The sequence below is a fragment of the Flavobacterium sp. Root186 genome, assembly GCF_001428525.1.
Classification (GTDB): domain Bacteria; phylum Bacteroidota; class Bacteroidia; order Flavobacteriales; family Flavobacteriaceae; genus Flavobacterium.
The window spans coordinates 1,148,449-1,166,084 of the sequence record NZ_LMHW01000010.1; the positions used below are offsets into that span (position 1 = coordinate 1,148,449).

15 protein-coding genes are annotated in these 17,636 nt (G+C 32.0%); 2 read left to right on the top strand and 13 right to left on the bottom strand.

What is annotated here, in order from left to right; all coding sequences use genetic code 11:
- Positions 1-62: 62 nt before the first annotated feature.
- The 5 genes from ASD98_RS08855 to ASD98_RS08870 all read right to left on the bottom strand — a co-directional run bounded on the left by ASD98_RS08855 (position 63) and on the right by ASD98_RS08870 (position 4,834).
- The gene (locus tag ASD98_RS08855; protein WP_056202943.1) at positions 63-731 is read right to left on the bottom strand and encodes a DUF4844 domain-containing protein; all 669 of its coding nucleotides are present in this window, start codon (positions 729-731) and stop codon (positions 63-65) included.
- Positions 732-872: 141 nt separating this feature from the next.
- Positions 873-1,583, bottom strand: a complete 711-nt coding sequence (locus ASD98_RS08860) for a hypothetical protein (RefSeq protein ID WP_128414797.1) — start codon at positions 1,581-1,583, stop codon at positions 873-875.
- A 172-nt stretch (positions 1,584-1,755) separates the two neighbouring features.
- Positions 1,756-2,406, bottom strand: a complete 651-nt coding sequence (locus tag ASD98_RS08865; RefSeq protein ID WP_056202950.1) for a hypothetical protein — start codon at positions 2,404-2,406, stop codon at positions 1,756-1,758.
- Between the two features lie 273 nt (positions 2,407-2,679).
- A complete protein-coding gene (locus ASD98_RS23830; protein WP_128414798.1) occupies positions 2,680-2,901 on the bottom strand; it encodes a hypothetical protein in 222 nt (73 codons plus the stop codon).
- 181 nt (positions 2,902-3,082) lie between these two features.
- Positions 3,083-4,834: a CocE/NonD family hydrolase gene (locus tag ASD98_RS08870; protein ID WP_242412091.1), complete on the bottom strand. Its 1,752-nt coding sequence runs from the start codon at positions 4,832-4,834 to the stop codon at positions 3,083-3,085.
- A 76-nt stretch (positions 4,835-4,910) separates the two neighbouring features.
- On the opposite strand from ASD98_RS08870, the gene ASD98_RS08875 reads away from it, so the two are divergent.
- The gene (locus ASD98_RS08875) at positions 4,911-5,564 is read left to right on the top strand and encodes a M15 family metallopeptidase (protein WP_056202953.1); all 654 of its coding nucleotides are present in this window, start codon (positions 4,911-4,913) and stop codon (positions 5,562-5,564) included.
- Here the strand turns inward: ASD98_RS08875 and ASD98_RS08880 are convergent, their stop codons facing one another.
- The 8 genes from ASD98_RS08880 to tsaD form a co-directional block, all read right to left on the bottom strand.
- On the bottom strand, positions 5,565-6,131 hold the full coding sequence (locus tag ASD98_RS08880; protein WP_056202957.1) for a hypothetical protein: 567 nt from the start codon (positions 6,129-6,131) through the stop codon (positions 5,565-5,567).
- 2 nt (positions 6,132-6,133) lie between these two features.
- Positions 6,134-7,315 carry a class I SAM-dependent methyltransferase gene (locus ASD98_RS08885; protein ID WP_056202960.1) on the bottom strand — a complete coding sequence of 394 codons (1,182 nt, stop codon included), beginning with the start codon at positions 7,313-7,315 and terminating at the stop codon, positions 6,134-6,136.
- A gap of 2 nt (positions 7,316-7,317) precedes the next feature.
- Positions 7,318-8,409, bottom strand: a complete 1,092-nt coding sequence (locus ASD98_RS08890; protein WP_056202963.1) for an AI-2E family transporter — start codon at positions 8,407-8,409, stop codon at positions 7,318-7,320.
- A gap of 112 nt (positions 8,410-8,521) precedes the next feature.
- Positions 8,522-9,484, bottom strand: a complete 963-nt coding sequence (locus ASD98_RS08895) for a zinc metalloprotease (protein WP_056202966.1) — start codon at positions 9,482-9,484, stop codon at positions 8,522-8,524.
- A 305-nt stretch (positions 9,485-9,789) separates the two neighbouring features.
- Positions 9,790-10,290, bottom strand: coding sequence for a TrmH family RNA methyltransferase (locus ASD98_RS08900; protein ID WP_056202969.1), 501 nt, complete (start codon positions 10,288-10,290; stop codon positions 9,790-9,792).
- Positions 10,291-10,300: 10 nt separating this feature from the next.
- Positions 10,301-10,939, bottom strand: coding sequence for a DUF4159 domain-containing protein (locus ASD98_RS08905; RefSeq protein ID WP_056202973.1), 639 nt, complete (start codon positions 10,937-10,939; stop codon positions 10,301-10,303).
- Between the two features lie 19 nt (positions 10,940-10,958).
- The gene (locus ASD98_RS08910) at positions 10,959-11,672 is read right to left on the bottom strand and encodes a 16S rRNA (uracil(1498)-N(3))-methyltransferase (protein ID WP_056202976.1); all 714 of its coding nucleotides are present in this window, start codon (positions 11,670-11,672) and stop codon (positions 10,959-10,961) included.
- Between the two features lie 2 nt (positions 11,673-11,674).
- Positions 11,675-12,697: a tRNA (adenosine(37)-N6)-threonylcarbamoyltransferase complex transferase subunit TsaD gene (gene tsaD, locus ASD98_RS08915; protein ID WP_053470189.1), complete on the bottom strand. Its 1,023-nt coding sequence runs from the start codon at positions 12,695-12,697 to the stop codon at positions 11,675-11,677.
- Between the two features lie 206 nt (positions 12,698-12,903).
- Here tsaD and ASD98_RS08920 point away from each other — a divergent pair, with 206 nt between their 5' ends.
- Positions 12,904-17,394, top strand: coding sequence for a translocation/assembly module TamB domain-containing protein (locus ASD98_RS08920; protein ID WP_056202978.1), 4,491 nt, complete (start codon positions 12,904-12,906; stop codon positions 17,392-17,394).
- Positions 17,395-17,636: the final 242 nt, after the last annotated feature.

Here is a 17,636-nt window from a genome sequence, read left to right on the forward strand (position 1 = left end):
AAAACCAACTTTCCATTAAGCCAATTGCACAAATCCGTTGTAGTAGCTGTTACCAGTTGCCTTTATTTTTGGGTTTTTAATTGTTCTAATCGTTGTAAAGCTTTCGATAAGTCGTATTGCTCTTTTGGTAACTCTTCTATTAGTTCATAATTCAGGAATCTATATCTTTTTATTCCACAACCTTTATCGAGAATATTAAGTTCAGAACATTTTACACATTTAATTATGTCAAACTCAAAACTAATTATGTCATTATCTCGTTCCAATATAAAAGTTTCTAATTGAGTTTTGCATTTTTGGCATTCCATGGAAATAATTTCATGTTTTTTCCTTTCTTCTGCTAATATTTTTTCCGAAGCTTTTCTTTCGGCTTCTTCATGATCATAAGCTTCGATTCCGTATGTCCAAAAGTTTAATTTTTCATTAATACTCCTAATATTTAAAATTTTCGCAATCTCAGCAAAATAATCCACAACAAATTCTCTTTCTTCTGTATCTAATTCGTCAGATTTAATTTCCTGGAAATATCGTTCAAATATGTTCTCAATTTCTTTGTCCGTTTTTTTTGTATTATTTGCAGAAATTAAATTTGTTAGCAAATCATTAAAAGAATTTTCAAGCTTAATACATAGATTTCTTTCTGACGGATTCAATCCGCGATTTTCCCATTCTTCGCTTGAGAATTTTTCCTTGTTTTTTAATTTTTCTAATGCTAAAATCCTATTATTCACGATTTTTTCTTTAAGTAAACGTAACGTTCTGGTACTAAATTAACCCCTTCTTCGGATTTGCCAAATCATCCCAAATACAAAACCAACTTTCTATTAGGCCAATTGCCCAAATCCGTTGTAGTAGCTGTTGGGCGATGGCAATTATTTTATTCTGTTTAGTTCTTTAAATATTCCAATATTTGTAAAAGCATTTATACTTATTGTTTTTTTTGGTTTTAAAAAATAAGTAATATTGGATAAAATTTCATCATTTTGAGATAGTTTTAAATCCTGAATATCAACCTGCAATACATTATTTTGTTCCGTTTTTTTAATTGTAATATTCGTTTTCTTAAATTTTAAAGTATCCAAATGTTCTGGTTTCATACTTTCCACGTCATCTAAATTATAAAAGAAAATGCTATCGTGAGTTTCTTTAAATTTTTCAAACACGTATCTTCCTAAACCGCCACTTCTATTTGAGTAACCTTTATATTGAAATATTTTAGTTTTGATTTTAAGTCCTCCTTGATTATCAATTGTAACTTTTATAGGCTTATGAATTTCATTTTTGGTTTTCGTATAATCAGAGTTATCGCTTTCAATTCCAAGTACCAATTCTTTTGTTGGAATTGTTTCTAATAAAGAGAAAGGTAAAGTCTCTACGTTATTGATATCAAAAGTTTCCGTTGAATCTAAAATTACGATTCCAAAGATGTGAGAATCCCGTCCGCCCCAAGCGTCATATTTATAAATTACTTTTGAAGTATTTTCAATTTTTAGAACATATAATTCTGATAAATCCCAACTTGGTGTACAGCTAAGGGTTGTAAAAAGAAAAAGTATATATATTACGACTTTAGTTTTTATCATTTGTTTCTCTTTTACGATTGTTGGTGTTGTCTCGCCCAACGTTCTGGCGCTTGGCGAGGTTGCGAACTTCGTAACCGAGTTCTTTCGGCTAAGATAAAATTTCTTGCGAAACGTAAACGTGAATTTACTACAGAATTCGCAATCTTGCCAAACGCCTGTTGTGCGTTCGTTTTTATTTTTCGAATTGCATTTCGGCTTTTATTCCGTAATCTTGGACATTATCTATTAGAAAGTTTCTGTATTTTAGGCTCTCAAATTCGTAATCTTTAATTTCAAGTTCGTCATATCTTTTTCCGAAAAATCTTTTTGTCAACTCAAATGCAGTTTCATATGCTAAATTGGATTGAAGCTGTTGCTCAAATTCTTCTTCTGTTAATTCATTCTTCATAAATTCTAGTTCATCCTCGTCAAATAAATTTTCAGATTTCAAATAAATCTCTTCAGAAATTAATTCTCCAACATCTTGGTAAATTTCATCACCAACTTCCCTTAGTCGAATCTTTTTTCCATTTTCAATTAGACTAAAATAAGTTCCGCCACCTAAAGACAAAGAGTAAATTTCGGTATTCGGAAATTTTTCAATAAAAGTTTTTTCTGTTTTAGAAATATTTGGTTTGGTAAATTCCCAAATTAGGTCCGCATTTGCAATCAAAAGATGATTATTGTATTTTGAAACATAAAGTTCACCAATTTCTGGATTTTCATTAAAATTTGTTTTCTCAATATATTCAAAATCTTTAAAACCTAAAGATTTAATTAAGTCATCGTTTATTTCAAGATTTCCAGCATCTTTTATAAATGTTGCAGATATTTTCCAACCCATAAATTAATGTTTTTATTTCTCATTCTTGTTCATCCAAAATGACGCACAACTTGTATATATGTCTGACTACATCCGACTTATCTACCTTAAATTGGGTTGCTATGTCTGACAATTGTCAGTGTTTTTTGTTTTCAAAAACAGGAGTTTTATTTCATAAATCATCAAACACACTTTTTATTTGTTGAATGCTTTTCGTACTAGTATAAATGTAAATTTCGTTGGTTTTACTACTTTGAAGAGTTAGTAGTAACATGACTCTAAATAATAGTGATATCACAAAATTAGGCAGTATTTAAAATCTTTAAATCTTCTAACAATTGGTTCGAGTTCTACCCCGTCAAGGTCACAAACAAAAAAACTATTTGGATCGTTTAAAACCGTTGGATTTTCTTTTATGAAAATGACAGACAGCATTTGAGAACTGTAATTACTGTTTTTGATTATCTGCTCAACGGTAGGAATAATATTTTTTAACCGGGCTTGCATCTGTCTCATATATTTCTGCATTTATATGAAATGAATTATTTTTAGAATAAGTTCTAAAATTTTCTTCCGCAATTAAATAGTCTTTGAATATGATGTTCGGATTAGCCAATCCAATTTTTTTATTCATTTTATGTTTAGTTAAAATGTGAGCTGAATAGTAGAGAGAGTATTCTCAATCAAAAGGGTATTATTATTTCAAAACCGGAATTTTCACAAAACTATCATTATACCATTTTATCTGCAAAGGCTCTTTTGCATCCAGAATAGTTTCATCACTTACCTCTTTTCCGGTTCCGTAATTTAACTGCGAAAATGGATTTTTATTCACATTGACAGCAATCAATAAACGGCTTCCTTTGCTTAATTGTTTACTAACGAAATGAGTATTGGTAAAAGAAATTGTTTCCATTTTATTAGGTTCTAAAAGCTGTCTTTTTTCAATGTCTTTTGCATAACTCGCACGCCCGATATAATAGGATAAATGAAAATATTCGCCATTTGGGGTAACTTCATAAAGCGTTACACCAAGATCCATATCTTTTTTGTTGATGCTGCATTTGATTTCTCCAAGAAAAGACCCATTTACAATTAAAGGCTCTTTTAGTGGTTCGCTTATAAAAAAACAGCCATCATATTTACTGACTTCTTTTTGAATAATCGGGCTGGGATAATAATTGTTGTTACTCGTTTGTCTGTCAGCAAAATCAACTTTCTGAGATAGAAATTCTTTTTTCTTAGGTTTTTGATAATCGGCTGAATGAAAATCACCTAATTTATTTGCTGTTAAATAAAAAGTCAGGAAATCATTGTGCATTTTTTCAAATGAGGAAGCACTTTTCCATTCATTTGCACCCATGACTTCATAATTAATTTTATCTTTTAGAATTTCAGGTTTGGTGCCGTTTTTTAAAATAAAATCAAACCATTGATAGGTAATTTTTTTAATATCGATTAATGCATTGGAGTCGACTTTATAATCATTTATAACCGCTTCGCCGCCAATTTGAGTTCCAAAATGCCCATAAGGTCCAATTACAAGATAAAAAGGTGTTTTCGGACTGTATTTTTGAAGTTCTTTCAAATAGTATAAACTAGAGTTTTGAGAATCATTATAATAGCCGTCAAAAGCTAAAACCGGAATTTTAATCTGAGAAAAATCATTTTTATAAGGGGCCATTTTCTGCCAATACCCATCAAATGACGGATGGCTTATCCATTTTTGAAACCATCTGTTGGGTTCGCCATCAATACTGTCCAATTTTTTATAGGCAGCGCCAGATTCCCACCATCTAAACTTTAATCCTCTAAAACGAGGTCTGTTATTATTGGTAATCGTATCAAGATATTTGTTGTTTCCCACATAAAAAGCCCATTCGTAATTTGGGTTTATAAAAACATTATTTTCCATCGGAAGTCCCATTCCCGGTCTGTTAGCAACATAAGGAACAATTGTTTTAAGCGCCGGATGCATCTTTTTGCAAGCCGCCCATTGTGTAAATCCGTTATAACTTCCGCCATACATTCCAATACTTCCGTTACACCATTTTTGTTTGCTGATCCAGTCAATTGCATCATAAACATCGCTGCTTTCATTTTCATACGGATCGATTTCATTTGGGCTGAAACGCTTTCCGCGCGCATAAACAATTATACCTGTATAACCTTTATCAACTGATTCTTTTATGCTTTTAAGATCTCTGCCATTGTCACGAACATAAATTGTATATTGAAGAATTACAGGTTTTGCATCGGTATCGTTCTTTTTTCGGGCAACCATTGCAGATAATATCGCACCATCGCGTGTTGTAATCGAAACACTGTCCTGAATATCGTAATCACTTTCGTTACTTACTAATTTTGTAGCTTTTGTTTGTTGGGCAGAAATCCCACAGAAAGTAAAAAATAAACTCAGAAATAAAAACAATGCTTTGTTATTCATCATTTGTAAGTTTTTTAGTTAAACGAATTTAATTATAAATTTATATATTTACTTTAATAATGACTCAAATTATAACTTCATGTTACATTTCATTAAATCTTCCATCTTTTTAATATTCTTTCTGGGAATAATTTCTGCGAAAGCACAAAATGAATCGTATGCAGAACCTGTGCAGCATACAATTGAAGATACAAGTTTTGTAAACCTAAAAGACTACAGCAAAGATTTTATTTATGATATGAAATATGCCACAGAAGATAATTTCCTGAAGGCAAAAGTATATGATTGTGCAGAATGTTTTTTGCGATTAAAAACCGTTAAAGCTTTAGTCGCGGCCAATAAAGATTTTATCAAAAAAGGATATAAAATAAAGCTTTACGATTGCTACAGACCTTTATCGATTCAAGAGAAAATGTGGAAAATTGTTTCGAATCCGGAGTATGTGGCAGATCCAAAAAAAGGCTCCATCCACAATAGAGGAGGAGCCGTAGATATTTCGTTAGTCGATGTAAACGGAAAAGAAGTTGAAATGGGAACTGCTTTTGATTTTTTTGGTCCCGAAGCCGGTCACAACTACACTAAATTTTCTAAAGAAATTTTATCAAACCGAAAATTCCTTAAAAAAATAATGATCCAAAACGGTTTCAATTCGTTTGATTCAGAATGGTGGCATTATAACTTAAAAACCGGATTAAAAGACCCGGTTGCGAATCAAAAGTGGAATTGCGAATAACTATTCAACGCATCTGATATTCTGCATGAAATACGTATTCGGCTGATACGTTTTGCTATTCATTTCAGAAACTAATTCTCTTTTTACGATATAATCTTCAGTATCCGTAAGATATTTAATTCGCATAATCAAAACAGGCGAAGTTTTCAAATCTTCATAATTGTCTTTCATAAACATAAAAATTCCGGTATTTACACGATTGTCAAAACCTTTGTCATCGCGAATTAAAGTACCGCAGTTTTCCTGATTAATATGAAGAAGCGTAACAATTTTTCCGTTTTCTAATTGTAAATAAACTTTAGAATTTTTGTCAAAACAATTCGCTTTTATAAAGTCTTTGCTTTTTTGAATAAGCTGTAAATTTAAAGTAGGTAAGCCGTCTGTCTGCGCAAGCGAAAAGAAAACATAACTAAAAGTTCCACCAAAGTTTTTCTCACTTATCAAATACTCGTTTGTTACTTTATAAGTTCCAATTGAGTCCGTTACATTGGCGCTGTATTCACAAGGTTTTTGGGCAAATGCGGTAAAGGTTAATAAAAAAAGAGTCAGAGTAATTAGTTGTTTCATTTTTAGTTTATTTTTCTGCAAATTAAAACTATTTTGCTTTCATTTTTATCAGTTGTAAAAAAACAATAAATATTTCCTCCATTTTTTATTTTCCATTTCTTTCGAATGTTTTCTACGGTCTCTGGAAAGTTGCGGGTTGTAACGTTTGCCTGCTGATTTAACAGCTCCGTTTTCATCTCATTTTTGCTGTATGAAATTACTTTCTCGACCTTAAAACGGCGGCCCGGAAAATCAATTAAATCTTCTGAAGTATATAAATGCGAATGTTTGTGCAGTTTATTGATTTGGAATATCGTACTTACTTCATCAAATCCTCCCGATTTCATTATTGCCGAATTAGGCTCGTAAAGATATTTTTGCGGAAGATGATACGATGGCAATTGAGTTTCGCCGCCTAAAACAAATTCAAATGTCTCTATTTTATCTTTTAAAATATTGGCTGTTTTTAAAGTTATGCCGCCTGAATAATTTTTATGAATTTCAAAAAGCAATTCTTTTACTTCATTTTCCAACGCAATAATATGAATGTTTTTTACAAATTTCAATTCAGATAAACCTGCGGAAATATCTAATAAAGGTGCTGTTTTAATTAAAACAGAATTGGTTTTTTCAAAATAAAAATCTAAAGATTCGGGAACATTTGGCAGACAGTCCTTCAGCATAAAAACTTTGCCTTTTGCATCATTTCTTCTTGAAGGATCAATGTAAATCCAATCCCATTTCTGATTTAAATCATTTAAAACATTTGCTGAATCATCGGCATAAAAACTACAGTTTTCAACCCCTAATTGCTTGAAATTGTGTTCTACAATTGCGGATAAATCTTTGTTTATTTCGCAATGCGTAATAGTTTTAAATTGTTTGGAAAAATAATAATCATCAACGCCGAAGCCTCCGGTAAGATCAATTAAACTTTCACCCGAAATTAAAGAAGCTTTATAAGCCGCCGTTTTTTCAGAAGAAGTCTGCTCGACAGAAACTTTACTCGGATAAATAATATTTTCGGCAGCAAACCAGGTTGGCAATTTGTCTTTTGCTTTTGACTTTGCTTCAATTTGATTTAAAATTAAAATCCATTCAACATCAGGAAAAGGATTTTTTTGAAGCGCTAATTTTGTAATGGATTCACTGCTATTCAGCGTTATAAAATCTTGAATATTTTTACTTAAAATAGAAGTGTTCAAAGCTAAATTCTTTCGGTTAAAACAGATATAATTTTGTTATTCGGAAAAAATTCTTTTAAAATTACTTTTATCATGGTAAAAAGCGGAACAGCGATAATCATTCCCACGATTCCAAAGGTAATGCCGCTAATTAAAGTAATAAGGAATATTTCCAACGGATGCGAATTTACACTTTTTGATGAAATTATAGGCTGGCTTATGTTATTATCAATGGCCTGAACCAATAAAAATCCAATCACAACATAAATAGTTGTAGGCAGAATTTCAGATCTAAAATCCTGTCCAATTAAGCTGATCATCGTTAAAAGAGCAGCCAGAATAGTTCCAATAATAGGACCGATGTAAGGGATGATATTTAAAACAGCACATAAAAACGCAATTACAAAAGCGTTCTTGTTTCCAAAAATCACCAAAACAATCAGATAAAGAATAAAAACAACCGTTAATTGAAGCAAAAGCCCAATAAAATAGCGGGTTAACATATGGTTTATCTTTGTAATCGAGTTTAATATTTTGTCTTCGTTTGAATCTGGAAGCAATTTTCTGGCTGTAGATTTAAAATCATCCTGATCTTTGATAAAGAAAAAAGTAATAAAAAATACAGAAACTAATCCCATTCCCATATCAGCCATAAAGTTCAAAATCAAATTGATGAAACCGGTAAAATAGCTGAAATTCAACATCGAAGTGACTTTAGAATCCCTAAGAACTTTATTTAGATCAAAATGCTGAATATTAAAGTAAGTTTCAATACTTTGCTCCGTTTCCATAAATTGTGTCTGCAATTGATTGGTATCTAAAAGTGATAAATTGTTTGCCTGAGAAATAATCAACGGAACAAACAAAAAGATAAAGCCAACCATTAATAAAATAAAAATAATAATTGCGGTTGTCGCAGCAAGCGAATCTTTGAATTTTAATTTATTCTTTAAAAACAAAACCAGCGGATTTGATATTAGGCACAATATTAAAGAAATACATAAGTAAACAATTACGGTTTGTATTTCGTATAAAAAGTATAAGACAATGCCAATTATTAATATTGTAGCTAATGCTCTTAAGATTCCGTTAGAAATAGTTTTTGACGTTATCATATTTATATTTTAGACTATAAAAATAGGAAAAACCTTTTGATATTCCAGCGTTAAAATAAAAAAGCGAGATGTTTCCATCTCGCCTTTATAAGGTATTTTAAGACTGTCTAAATTAAGGCTGTCCAAAAGAAAATCTTGCACCTCCGCTTACGAAGATTGCAGCCATTCTGTTTTTCTGTCCGTTAGAAAACATATACATTCCAGCATCATCAGTGTAGTCCATGTAGTTCATTGTCATTTCTACCGGAGTACCAGAACAAGTACTGTAGTGTGGATAAGCAGGAACGCCATAGTTTGCAGTGTTGTGAGTAGGTGTGTCTGAAACTAAATCGCTTCCGCAAGTTGCATCTCCCCAAATGTGACGTAGGTTCATCCAGTGCCCAACTTCGTGAGTACCAGTTCTTCCTAAATTGTAAGGAGCTGCTGAAGCACCAGACAATCCGAAATATTTAGAATCAATTACAACTCCATCTGTAGAAGAAGATCCTCCAGGGAATTGTGCATAACCTAAAATTCCGCCGCCAATTTTACAAGCCCATAAATTAAGCTTTGTAGTTGGAGAAGTTGGTGCTAAACCGCCCTGAGCCGTTTTTTTCATCGCATCATTGGTTCCCCAAGAAGTTTTAGTTGTAGATTTTCTAATAACCTGATCTAAAACAAATGAAATTCCAACGTTAGCTTTAACACCTGCAAAAAGTGCCGGTACGCTGTTATAATCAGAGTTTTGTGCGTTGAAATCTTTGTTTAGAACATCAATTTGAGATTGAATTTGAGCATTTGAGATATTCTCTGCAGTTGTTCTGTACAAAACGTTTACTACAACAGGAATTTGTATTTTACCATTTACAAGTTTCCCTGTAAGTAAAGTTTTGTTTGTAAAAGCTTCAATTTCGTTCATTCTGATCGCTAATGTAGGATCAGCTTTTAACTGAGCTTCTAAAACATCCTGAGTTGCGCAAGAACGAAGTGTTGTTTTTGCAGCAGCAGCTTCTGATCCGCTTGCGTCAGCAGATTGATCGTTTTGACAAGAAAACAGCACCAGTGCTGTAAATGCAGTAATAATAACTTTTTTCATAATAACGGGGTTTTTTGTTATAAAATATTAGTTTTGGTTAACCAGATCGCAATTTTATAACAAAATCATTTTGTAGCCAAATTTTTATATGAATTTATTTTTGAGAAATTTTACAATCCCTTGTATAGTCTAGTTCTTACAAAAAAGTTAAAATTATTTTTATGATGTAAATTCTTATTTATGAATAATTTAAGAGTAAAAAAACTATAATTAGATTAAAATTTAACCTTTTACTAAATTGTTTGTTTTGATTTTAACGTTTTTCCTACGTATTTCTACGTTTTTCAGAAAAGTGTCTTTTTATGTTAAAGACTGAAAGAAGTAATCTCATACAGCGCAATACTCGCAGCTTGTACAACATTCATGCTGGAATTTTTTCCAAACATATTGATGTGCACAATTTGATCGCAGATTTTTAAAAGTTCATCTGAAATACCATCAATTTCACTTCCAATTATAAGTGCAGTTTTTTTGTTTGGAAGTACAACTTCTCTTAGAGGTTTGCTATTGCTTGTGATTTCTAACGCAATAACTTCGAAATAGTTTTGCTGTAAATAAGTAATTAATTCTGAAGTTTCTTCGATAATTTGATGCGGTACATGAAGATGTGTACTTCGGGAAGTTTTGTTAATTTTTCTTGGGGTAAGCGGAATATCTTTCCCCAGAAAAATAATGTTTTCGACACCAAAAGCCTCAGAAATTCTAAAGAGTGAACCTATGTTTTGCTGAAAATAAATATGATCGCAAACCAAAGTTATAGGAAATGTTTTTCTCTCAAATTGATTTTCTTCGTGAGTAAGCTGCACTTTTTAAAATTTAATTGGTAAAGATATAATTGATAATGTTAGCACCCATTTTTAATGCTTTGTCGCGAACATTTGCAGGATCATTATGAACTTCCGGGTCTTCCCAGCCGTCGCCTAAATCACATTCGTAAGTATACAGTAAAACCAATTTATTCTCTACAAAAATTCCAAACGCCTGCGGACGGGTTCCGTCATGTTCGTGAATTTTAGGTAATCCGTTTGGGAAAGAAAATGGTTTTTGAAAAATAGGGTGGTTTGCCGGAATTTCAACTAAATTATTATTTGGAAATATTTTTTTGATTTCTTTTCGAATGTATTGATCCATACCGTAATTATCATCGATATGAAGAAAACCGCCCCCGTATAAATAATTTCTAAGATTTGTTATGTCAGAATCGCTGAAAACAACATTTCCATGTCCGGTCATGTGCACAAACGGATACGAAAGCAAATCTGGATTACCCGGCTCCACTGTTGATGGTTTTGCTTTTATTCTGGTATTGATGGTCGAATTGCAAAAACGAATTAAATTAGGCAAAGATGTTGGGTTTGCATACCAATCGCCGCCGCCGCTGTATTTAAGCAAAGCAATTTCTTGTGAGAATGAAGCTGTTGAAACCAATAAAAATAAAAGAAGAAGTTTTTTCATAGCTGTTTACAAGCAAAATTTAATTTGACGTTTCATTAAAAAATACAACGCTGTGACAAGCTACAATTGCAGCGGTTTCTGTTCGCAAACGTGTATTTCCTAAAGTTACCGGCTGATATTTATTTTCAATTGCCAAAGCTATTTCCTTTTCAGAAAAATCTCCTTCGGGACCAATTAATAAAGTAACATCTTCATTTGGTTTTAAAGTTTCCTTCAAAGACTTTTTATCTGTTTCCTCACAATGTGCAATAAATTGTAAACCCTGATTTTTTTGTTTGATGAATTCTTTAAATGAAACCGCTTCATTCAGTTTTGGAAAATAAGTTTCATTTGATTGTTTCATTGCCGATAAAATAATCTTTTCAAAACGCTCTAAATTAATCACTTTTCGTTCTGAACGATCGCAGATAATTGGCGTGATTTCCTGAATTCCAATCTCTGTTGCTTTTTCTAAAAACCATTCAAAACGATCATTCATTTTGGTTGGAGCAACCGCTAAATGCAGACGAAATTTTGGTTCGGGAGATTTTTTTATCGAACGAACTGCAACAATACATTTATTGTCTGAAGCCAGCGTAATTTCAGTTTCAAACAATAAGCCTAAACCGTTTGTAACATATAAAATATCCGAATCTTTTTTTCGTAAAACTTTTATAATATGTTTGCTTTCTTCTTTATCAAAAGAAAAACTTTCGGTTGTTTCGTCAATATCCGGATTGTAAAATAACTGCATAATTAAAATTGAATTCGCGCTTTAGAAACCACCGCAGAAGTTTCAAAACGACTTGATAAATATTTTTGATAGCCCACAATTCCAATCATTGCCGCATTATCTGTAGTGTATTCGAATTTTGGAATAAAAGTTTTCCAACCATATTTGGCTTCGCTTTCTTTCAAAGTAGTTCTGATTCCTGAATTTGCCGAAACACCTCCGCCAATCGCAATTTGTTTAATTCCGGTTTCTTTGACAGCTAATTTTAGTTTGTCCATCAAAATTTCGATAATCGTATGCTGAATAGAAGCACAGATATCATTTAGGTTTTCATCAACAAAATTTGGATTCTCCAGTTTATTTTTCTGTATAAAATATAAAATCGCTGTTTTCAAACCTGAAAAACTAAAATCTAATCCCGGAACTTTTGGTTTTGTAAAAGTGAAAGCCTTTGGATTTCCTTCTTTTGCATATTTGTCGATCAAAGGCCCGCCTGGGTAGGGAAGTCCTAAGATTTTTGCACTCTTATCAAAAGCTTCTCCAACCGCATCATCAGTGGTTTCACCAATAATTTCCATATCAAAAAAGCTGTTCACTTTTACAATCTGCGTATGTCCTCCGCTGATGGTTAAAGCTAAAAAAGGAAATTCAGGTTTATCATAGCCTTCTTCATCAATAAAATGGGCTAAAATATGGGCATGCATATGATTTACAGCAATTAACGGAATGTTTAATGCTAATGATAATGATTTACTGAAAGAACTTCCCACTAACAAGGATCCCATTAAGCCCGGACCTTGTGTAAAGGCAATGGCAGTTAGCTGTTCTTTTTGTACATTTGCTTTACGAAGCGCTGCGTCGATTACAGGAACTATATTTTGCTGATGCGCCCTTGAAGCTAATTCAGGAACTACACCGCCATATTGATTGTGAATTAATTGATTAGCCACAACATTTGAGAGAACTTTATCGTTATGTAAAACTGCGGCAGCAGTATCATCGCATGAACTTTCGATGGCAAGAATAAAAACCTCTGAATTTTGCATATAAAGGCACGAATTTTGAATTATATTTGACAAATCAAATTTTGAATTGCTTTGATTTGAAGCAGAGCCCCAAAATTAAAGAATTTTTATCAAAACAGCCGACCTTTGTCTGTTCAAATTAAATTAAAACAAAATCAATAATAATACCAGTTATCAAAAGAGTTAAGAAAATAGTATCCAGAACCCTGATTGGCTTAATTTTACTTTTGCTGATACTTGCTATCACTCTTTCTCTGCCTGTCGTACAGACAAAAATCGCTAAATATGTTACCGAAACCCTTAATACTGATTTTAAAACAAAGATTAGTATTGATAAAGTTGCTATTAACATTTTTGGTGGTGTAAAACTAAAAAAAGTCCTGATTTTAGATCATCACAGCAAAACGCTGATTTATTCTGATATCATTACTACTGATATTTTAAGTATAAAACGACTTATTGACGGCGATTTACTTTTTGGTGATCTTCGTTTAACGGGGTTGATTTTTAATATAAAAACGTATAAAAACGAAAATGAAAACAATATTAATAAGTTTATTAAATTGTTTGAAACCAAAGAAGAAAAGAAACAATCGGGTAAACATTTTCTCTTTACAGCTAAAAATGCCTATATCGAAAACGGAAATTTTTCTGTAGTAGATGAAAATAAAAGAACACCTCAGTTTTTAAATTTTAAAAAATTAAACGCTTACATAAGCGATTTTAAATTATATGGCCCTGATGTAACAACTATAATTCACAGATTTTCGTTTCAGGATCACCGTGGCTTGTACGTTTCGAACTTTACAGGAAAATTCAGTTATACTAAAAAACAGATTAAAGTCGAAAATTTGGCTATTAAAACCAAAAGATCTTCGATTTACGGAAAAGCAATTTTAAATTATAAGCCTGGCGATTTTCTGGAATTTACAGATAAAGTGCAGTTTAATGTGGCGCTGGATTCGTCTTCAATTGCTTCAAACGATATTCGTTATTTTTATGATGGCTTAGGAAAAAACCAGCATTTTAAAATCAGAACGAAAATAAAAGGGACTTTAAATAATCTGAATCTAAACCGCCTTAGACTTAGCGATGCAAATGGTTCGAAAATTTTTGGAACAATCAATTTTAGAAATCTTTTGGGAACAAAAGAACAAAAATTTTCTATGGACGGAAAGTTCGATAAATTGATTTCAAGTTATGATAATCTGGTGGTTTTACTTCCGGGTATTTTAGGTAAAAAACTTCCGAAAGAACTAAAAAGAATCGGGAAATTTAATATTGTAGGGAAAGCAAAAGTTTCGACAACTGTGCTCGAAGCCGATTTTAAGATGGCAACTGATTTAGGAAACGGTAAAGTAGATCTTCATATGAATAATATGGATTTTATCGATAAAGCTTCTTATTCGGGAAATATAGTTTTAGATAATTTTAATGTTGGCGCCCTATTAGATCGAAAAGATATTGGAAGAACAACTTTAGATGTTGATGTTGACGGTGTTGGTTTTACCGAAAAATATCTGAACACGATTATAAAAGGAGATATTGCCAAGTTAGATTACAATAAATACACGTATAGTAATATTGTTGTAAATGGTAATTTCAAACTGCCTTACTATAAAGGACAAATCTCTGTAAATGATCCAAATTTAAACTTGACATTTGATGGTTTGGTCGATTTAAGCAAAAAAGAAAGCCGTTACGATTTTCATATCAATGTCGAAAATTCAGATTTGCGAAAACTGAAATTCGTTAGTGATTCTATTTCACATTTTAAAGGTGATGCCGTTGTACAGCTGACAGGAAATTCGATAGAAAATCTTCAGGGAAATATTTATATTAAAGATGCCGAATATCAAAATCCAAAGGCAACGTACGCTTTTGATGAAGTTACGGTAAGTTCAAATTTTGATGCAGACAGGCTTCGGACTATAACCGTTAATTCATCTGATATTGTTGAAGGAAAAATTGTGGGTAAATTTCAGTTTGCACAATTGGATAAACTGGTAATGAATTCTGTTGGAAGTCTCTATACAAACTATAAACCTTTTAAAGTTAAAAAAGGGCAGTTTCTGCGTTTCAACTTTCATGTGTATAATAAGGTTGTAGAAATGCTGTATCCTGAAATGAAAATCGATTCAAGTACAGTGGTTCGTGGAAAAATAGATTCGGACTTGCAGGAATTTAAATTTGGATTCAGATCAAAACAAATCAGCGCGGCTAAAAATACTTTTGATAATATCAGAATCAGCATTGACAATAAAAACCCGCTTTATAATGCTTTCATTGAGTTGGATAGTATAAAAACGCCCTATTATAAAATACGAGATTTTAATTTAATCAATGTAACATCAAAAGATACTTTGTTTGTTCGTTCTGAGTTTAAGGGGGGTGACAAAGGTCAGGATTATTTCAATCTGGACTTGTTTCATACCATTGATAAAAACAAAAATAATATAGTTGGAATCAAGAAATCTGAAATGAAGTTTAAAGACTATTTATGGTATTTAAATGAAGATGCAAAAAAAGACAACCAGATTGTTTTTGATCAGTATTTTAAAAACTTCACGATTGATAATATCGTACTGTCGCATGAAAATCAGAAAATTGATTTAAACGGAGTTATTAAAGGGAAAGATTATAAAGATCTCGTCCTCAATTTTGAAGATGTAGATATCAATAAAATTACGCCTTTTAATTCGAAGTTTGTTTTCAACGGAAATTTAAACGGAAATATAAATTATAAGCAGAATAAAGATGTTTTTCAGCCCACGGCAAATATTGTGGTTGATCATCTTAATTTAAATAAAGTCGATCTGGGAACTTTGAATTTTGATATTTCAGGAGATCAGAGTTTTAAAAAGTTTACTATAAATTCTTCGATTGTAAATGGTTTTGCAGAGTCGTTTAGAGCAAACGGAACTATTGCTGTCGAAAATAAAGAGACATTCTTAGATCTAAATTTAAAACTCGAAGGATTTGATCTGGCAACGTTAGGAACTGTCGGCGGTGATGTATTATCAAATATCAGAGGTTCAGTTTCGGGAAATGCGGCTGTTGTAGGGAATTTGAAAAAACCGGAAATCAACGGGCGTTTGTATGTTGAAAAAGCCGGAATGACAATTCCGTACTTAAATGTTGATTATGCATTAAGTGACAGAACGGTTATTGATTTAACCGATGAAAAATTCTTGTTTAGAAATAATCAGTTAACCGATACAAAATTCGGAACAAAAGGATTGCTGAACGGAACAATTGAGCATCATAATTTTGGAGACTGGAAATTAGATTTAACCATAACTTCAAAACGATTATTGGCACTTGATACAAAAGACAGCGAAGATGCGGCGTATTTTGGAACGGCATTTATAAACGGTACTGCGAGTATAAAAGGTCCTACACAAAGCCTATTTATTAAGGTTGATGCAAAATCTGAAAAAGGAACAGAAGTTAAGATTCCGATCAGCAACGTGCAAAATTCCAGTGAAAGCAATTGGATTCACTTTGTAACGCCAAAAGAGAAATACAATTTATCTAAAGGTATTGTTGAGAAAACCCGAAATTATAACGGACTTGAATTAGAATTTGATTTTGATATTACGCCAGATGCCGAGGTTGAAGTAATTCTGGATCGAAATTCCGGTCATGGTATGAAAGGAAAAGGATACGGATCGTTATTGTTTAAAATCAATACGCTGGGTAAATTTAATATGTGGGGAGATTTCCAGGCATACGAAGGAACGTATAACTTTAAATATGGAGGTTTAATCGATAAAAAGTTTGCGGTTAAAAAAGGAGGTTCGATTATTTGGGAAGGAAACCCAATGAAAGCACAGCTTAATTTAGAAGCAGTTTACAGAACATCTGCAAATCCTGCGGTATTATTGGACAATTCGTCTTTCAATAAAAAAGTTCCTGTAGAAGTTGTAATTGGTTTAAGAGGCGATTTAACAAGTCCTGAACCTAATTTTGATATTCAGTTTCCATCGGTAAGTAATGTTTTAAAATCAGAAATACAATATAAGTTAGATGATAAAGATGTGAGGCAGACACAAGCCTTGTATTTATTGTCGACTGGTTCATTTATGAGTCAGGACGGGTTTAATCAAAGCGATTTATCCGGAACTTTTGCAGAAACGGCAGCAAGTTTATTGGGCGGTATTATAAAATCGGATAATGACCTTATTAATATAGATTTGAATTTTATATCGGCAGACAGAAGAATAGGGCAGGAAGCCGACGGGCAGTTTGTCGCCAATATTTCATCGCAGATTAATGAACGAATTTCAATAAACGGAAAAGTAGGTGTTCCTGTTGGGGGAGTAAACGAATCGGCCATTGTTGGAGATATTGAAATATTGTATAGAGTAAACGAAGACGGATCAATGAACCTTCGTTTGTTCAATAAAGAAAATGATATTAATTATATAGGACAAGGAATTGGTTATACACAAGGAGTTGGTATTTCGTATGAAGTCGATTTTGATACTTTCAGCGAACTGGTCAATAAGTTGTTTAAAAGCCATAAACTCGAAAAAGCTATAAAAACCTCAGATGATTTTCAGGATTCTAATTTAAATCCGGATTTTGTTAATTTCAATAACAACAAAAAAGAAGCTGAAAAAGATAAAAAGAAATCTGAAAAAGAAAAAGAAGAGGAGAAAAAGCCAAAACCTCAAAACAATAATGAAGGTTTGATTCCTGACAACGATTTCTAACACATTGTTAAAAAAGATTATAAAAAAACCATTCGCATCAACGAATGGTTTTTTTATGCCTAACTTTATGGTTTTAGTATTTTTTTGCTAAAGCGCTGTTCTTTATATTTTTATAACACTTCATTTAGGTATTGTTATTTTTAAAGAATTAATTAAAAAATGGGGTATTTATTATTTTAAATGAAATTTTTGGTATCAAAAAACTTATTAACGAAAACGTTTGAATTTAACATATTTTACTA

Coding starts and splice junctions, on each gene's coding strand:
- ASD98_RS08870 (WP_242412091.1), bottom strand. CDS start 4,834: ATGATGAATAACAAAGCATTGTTTTTATTTCTGAGTTTATTTTTTACT.
- ASD98_RS08905 (WP_056202973.1), bottom strand. CDS start 10,939: ATGAAAAAACTTCTTCTTTTATTTTTATTGGTTTCAACAGCTTCATTC.
- ASD98_RS08910 (WP_056202976.1), bottom strand. CDS start 11,672: ATGCAGTTATTTTACAATCCGGATATTGACGAAACAACCGAAAGTTTT.
- ASD98_RS08860 (WP_128414797.1), bottom strand. CDS start 1,583: ATGATAAAAACTAAAGTCGTAATATATATACTTTTTCTTTTTACAACC.
- ASD98_RS08890 (WP_056202963.1), bottom strand. CDS start 8,409: ATGATAACGTCAAAAACTATTTCTAACGGAATCTTAAGAGCATTAGCT.
- ASD98_RS08880 (WP_056202957.1), bottom strand. CDS start 6,131: ATGAAACAACTAATTACTCTGACTCTTTTTTTATTAACCTTTACCGCA.
- tsaD (WP_053470189.1), bottom strand. CDS start 12,697: ATGCAAAATTCAGAGGTTTTTATTCTTGCCATCGAAAGTTCATGCGAT.
- ASD98_RS23830 (WP_128414798.1), bottom strand. CDS start 2,901: ATGAGACAGATGCAAGCCCGGTTAAAAAATATTATTCCTACCGTTGAG.
- ASD98_RS08865 (WP_056202950.1), bottom strand. CDS start 2,406: ATGGGTTGGAAAATATCTGCAACATTTATAAAAGATGCTGGAAATCTT.
- ASD98_RS08895 (WP_056202966.1), bottom strand. CDS start 9,484: ATGAAAAAAGTTATTATTACTGCATTTACAGCACTGGTGCTGTTTTCT.
- ASD98_RS08875 (WP_056202953.1), top strand. CDS start 4,911: ATGTTACATTTCATTAAATCTTCCATCTTTTTAATATTCTTTCTGGGA.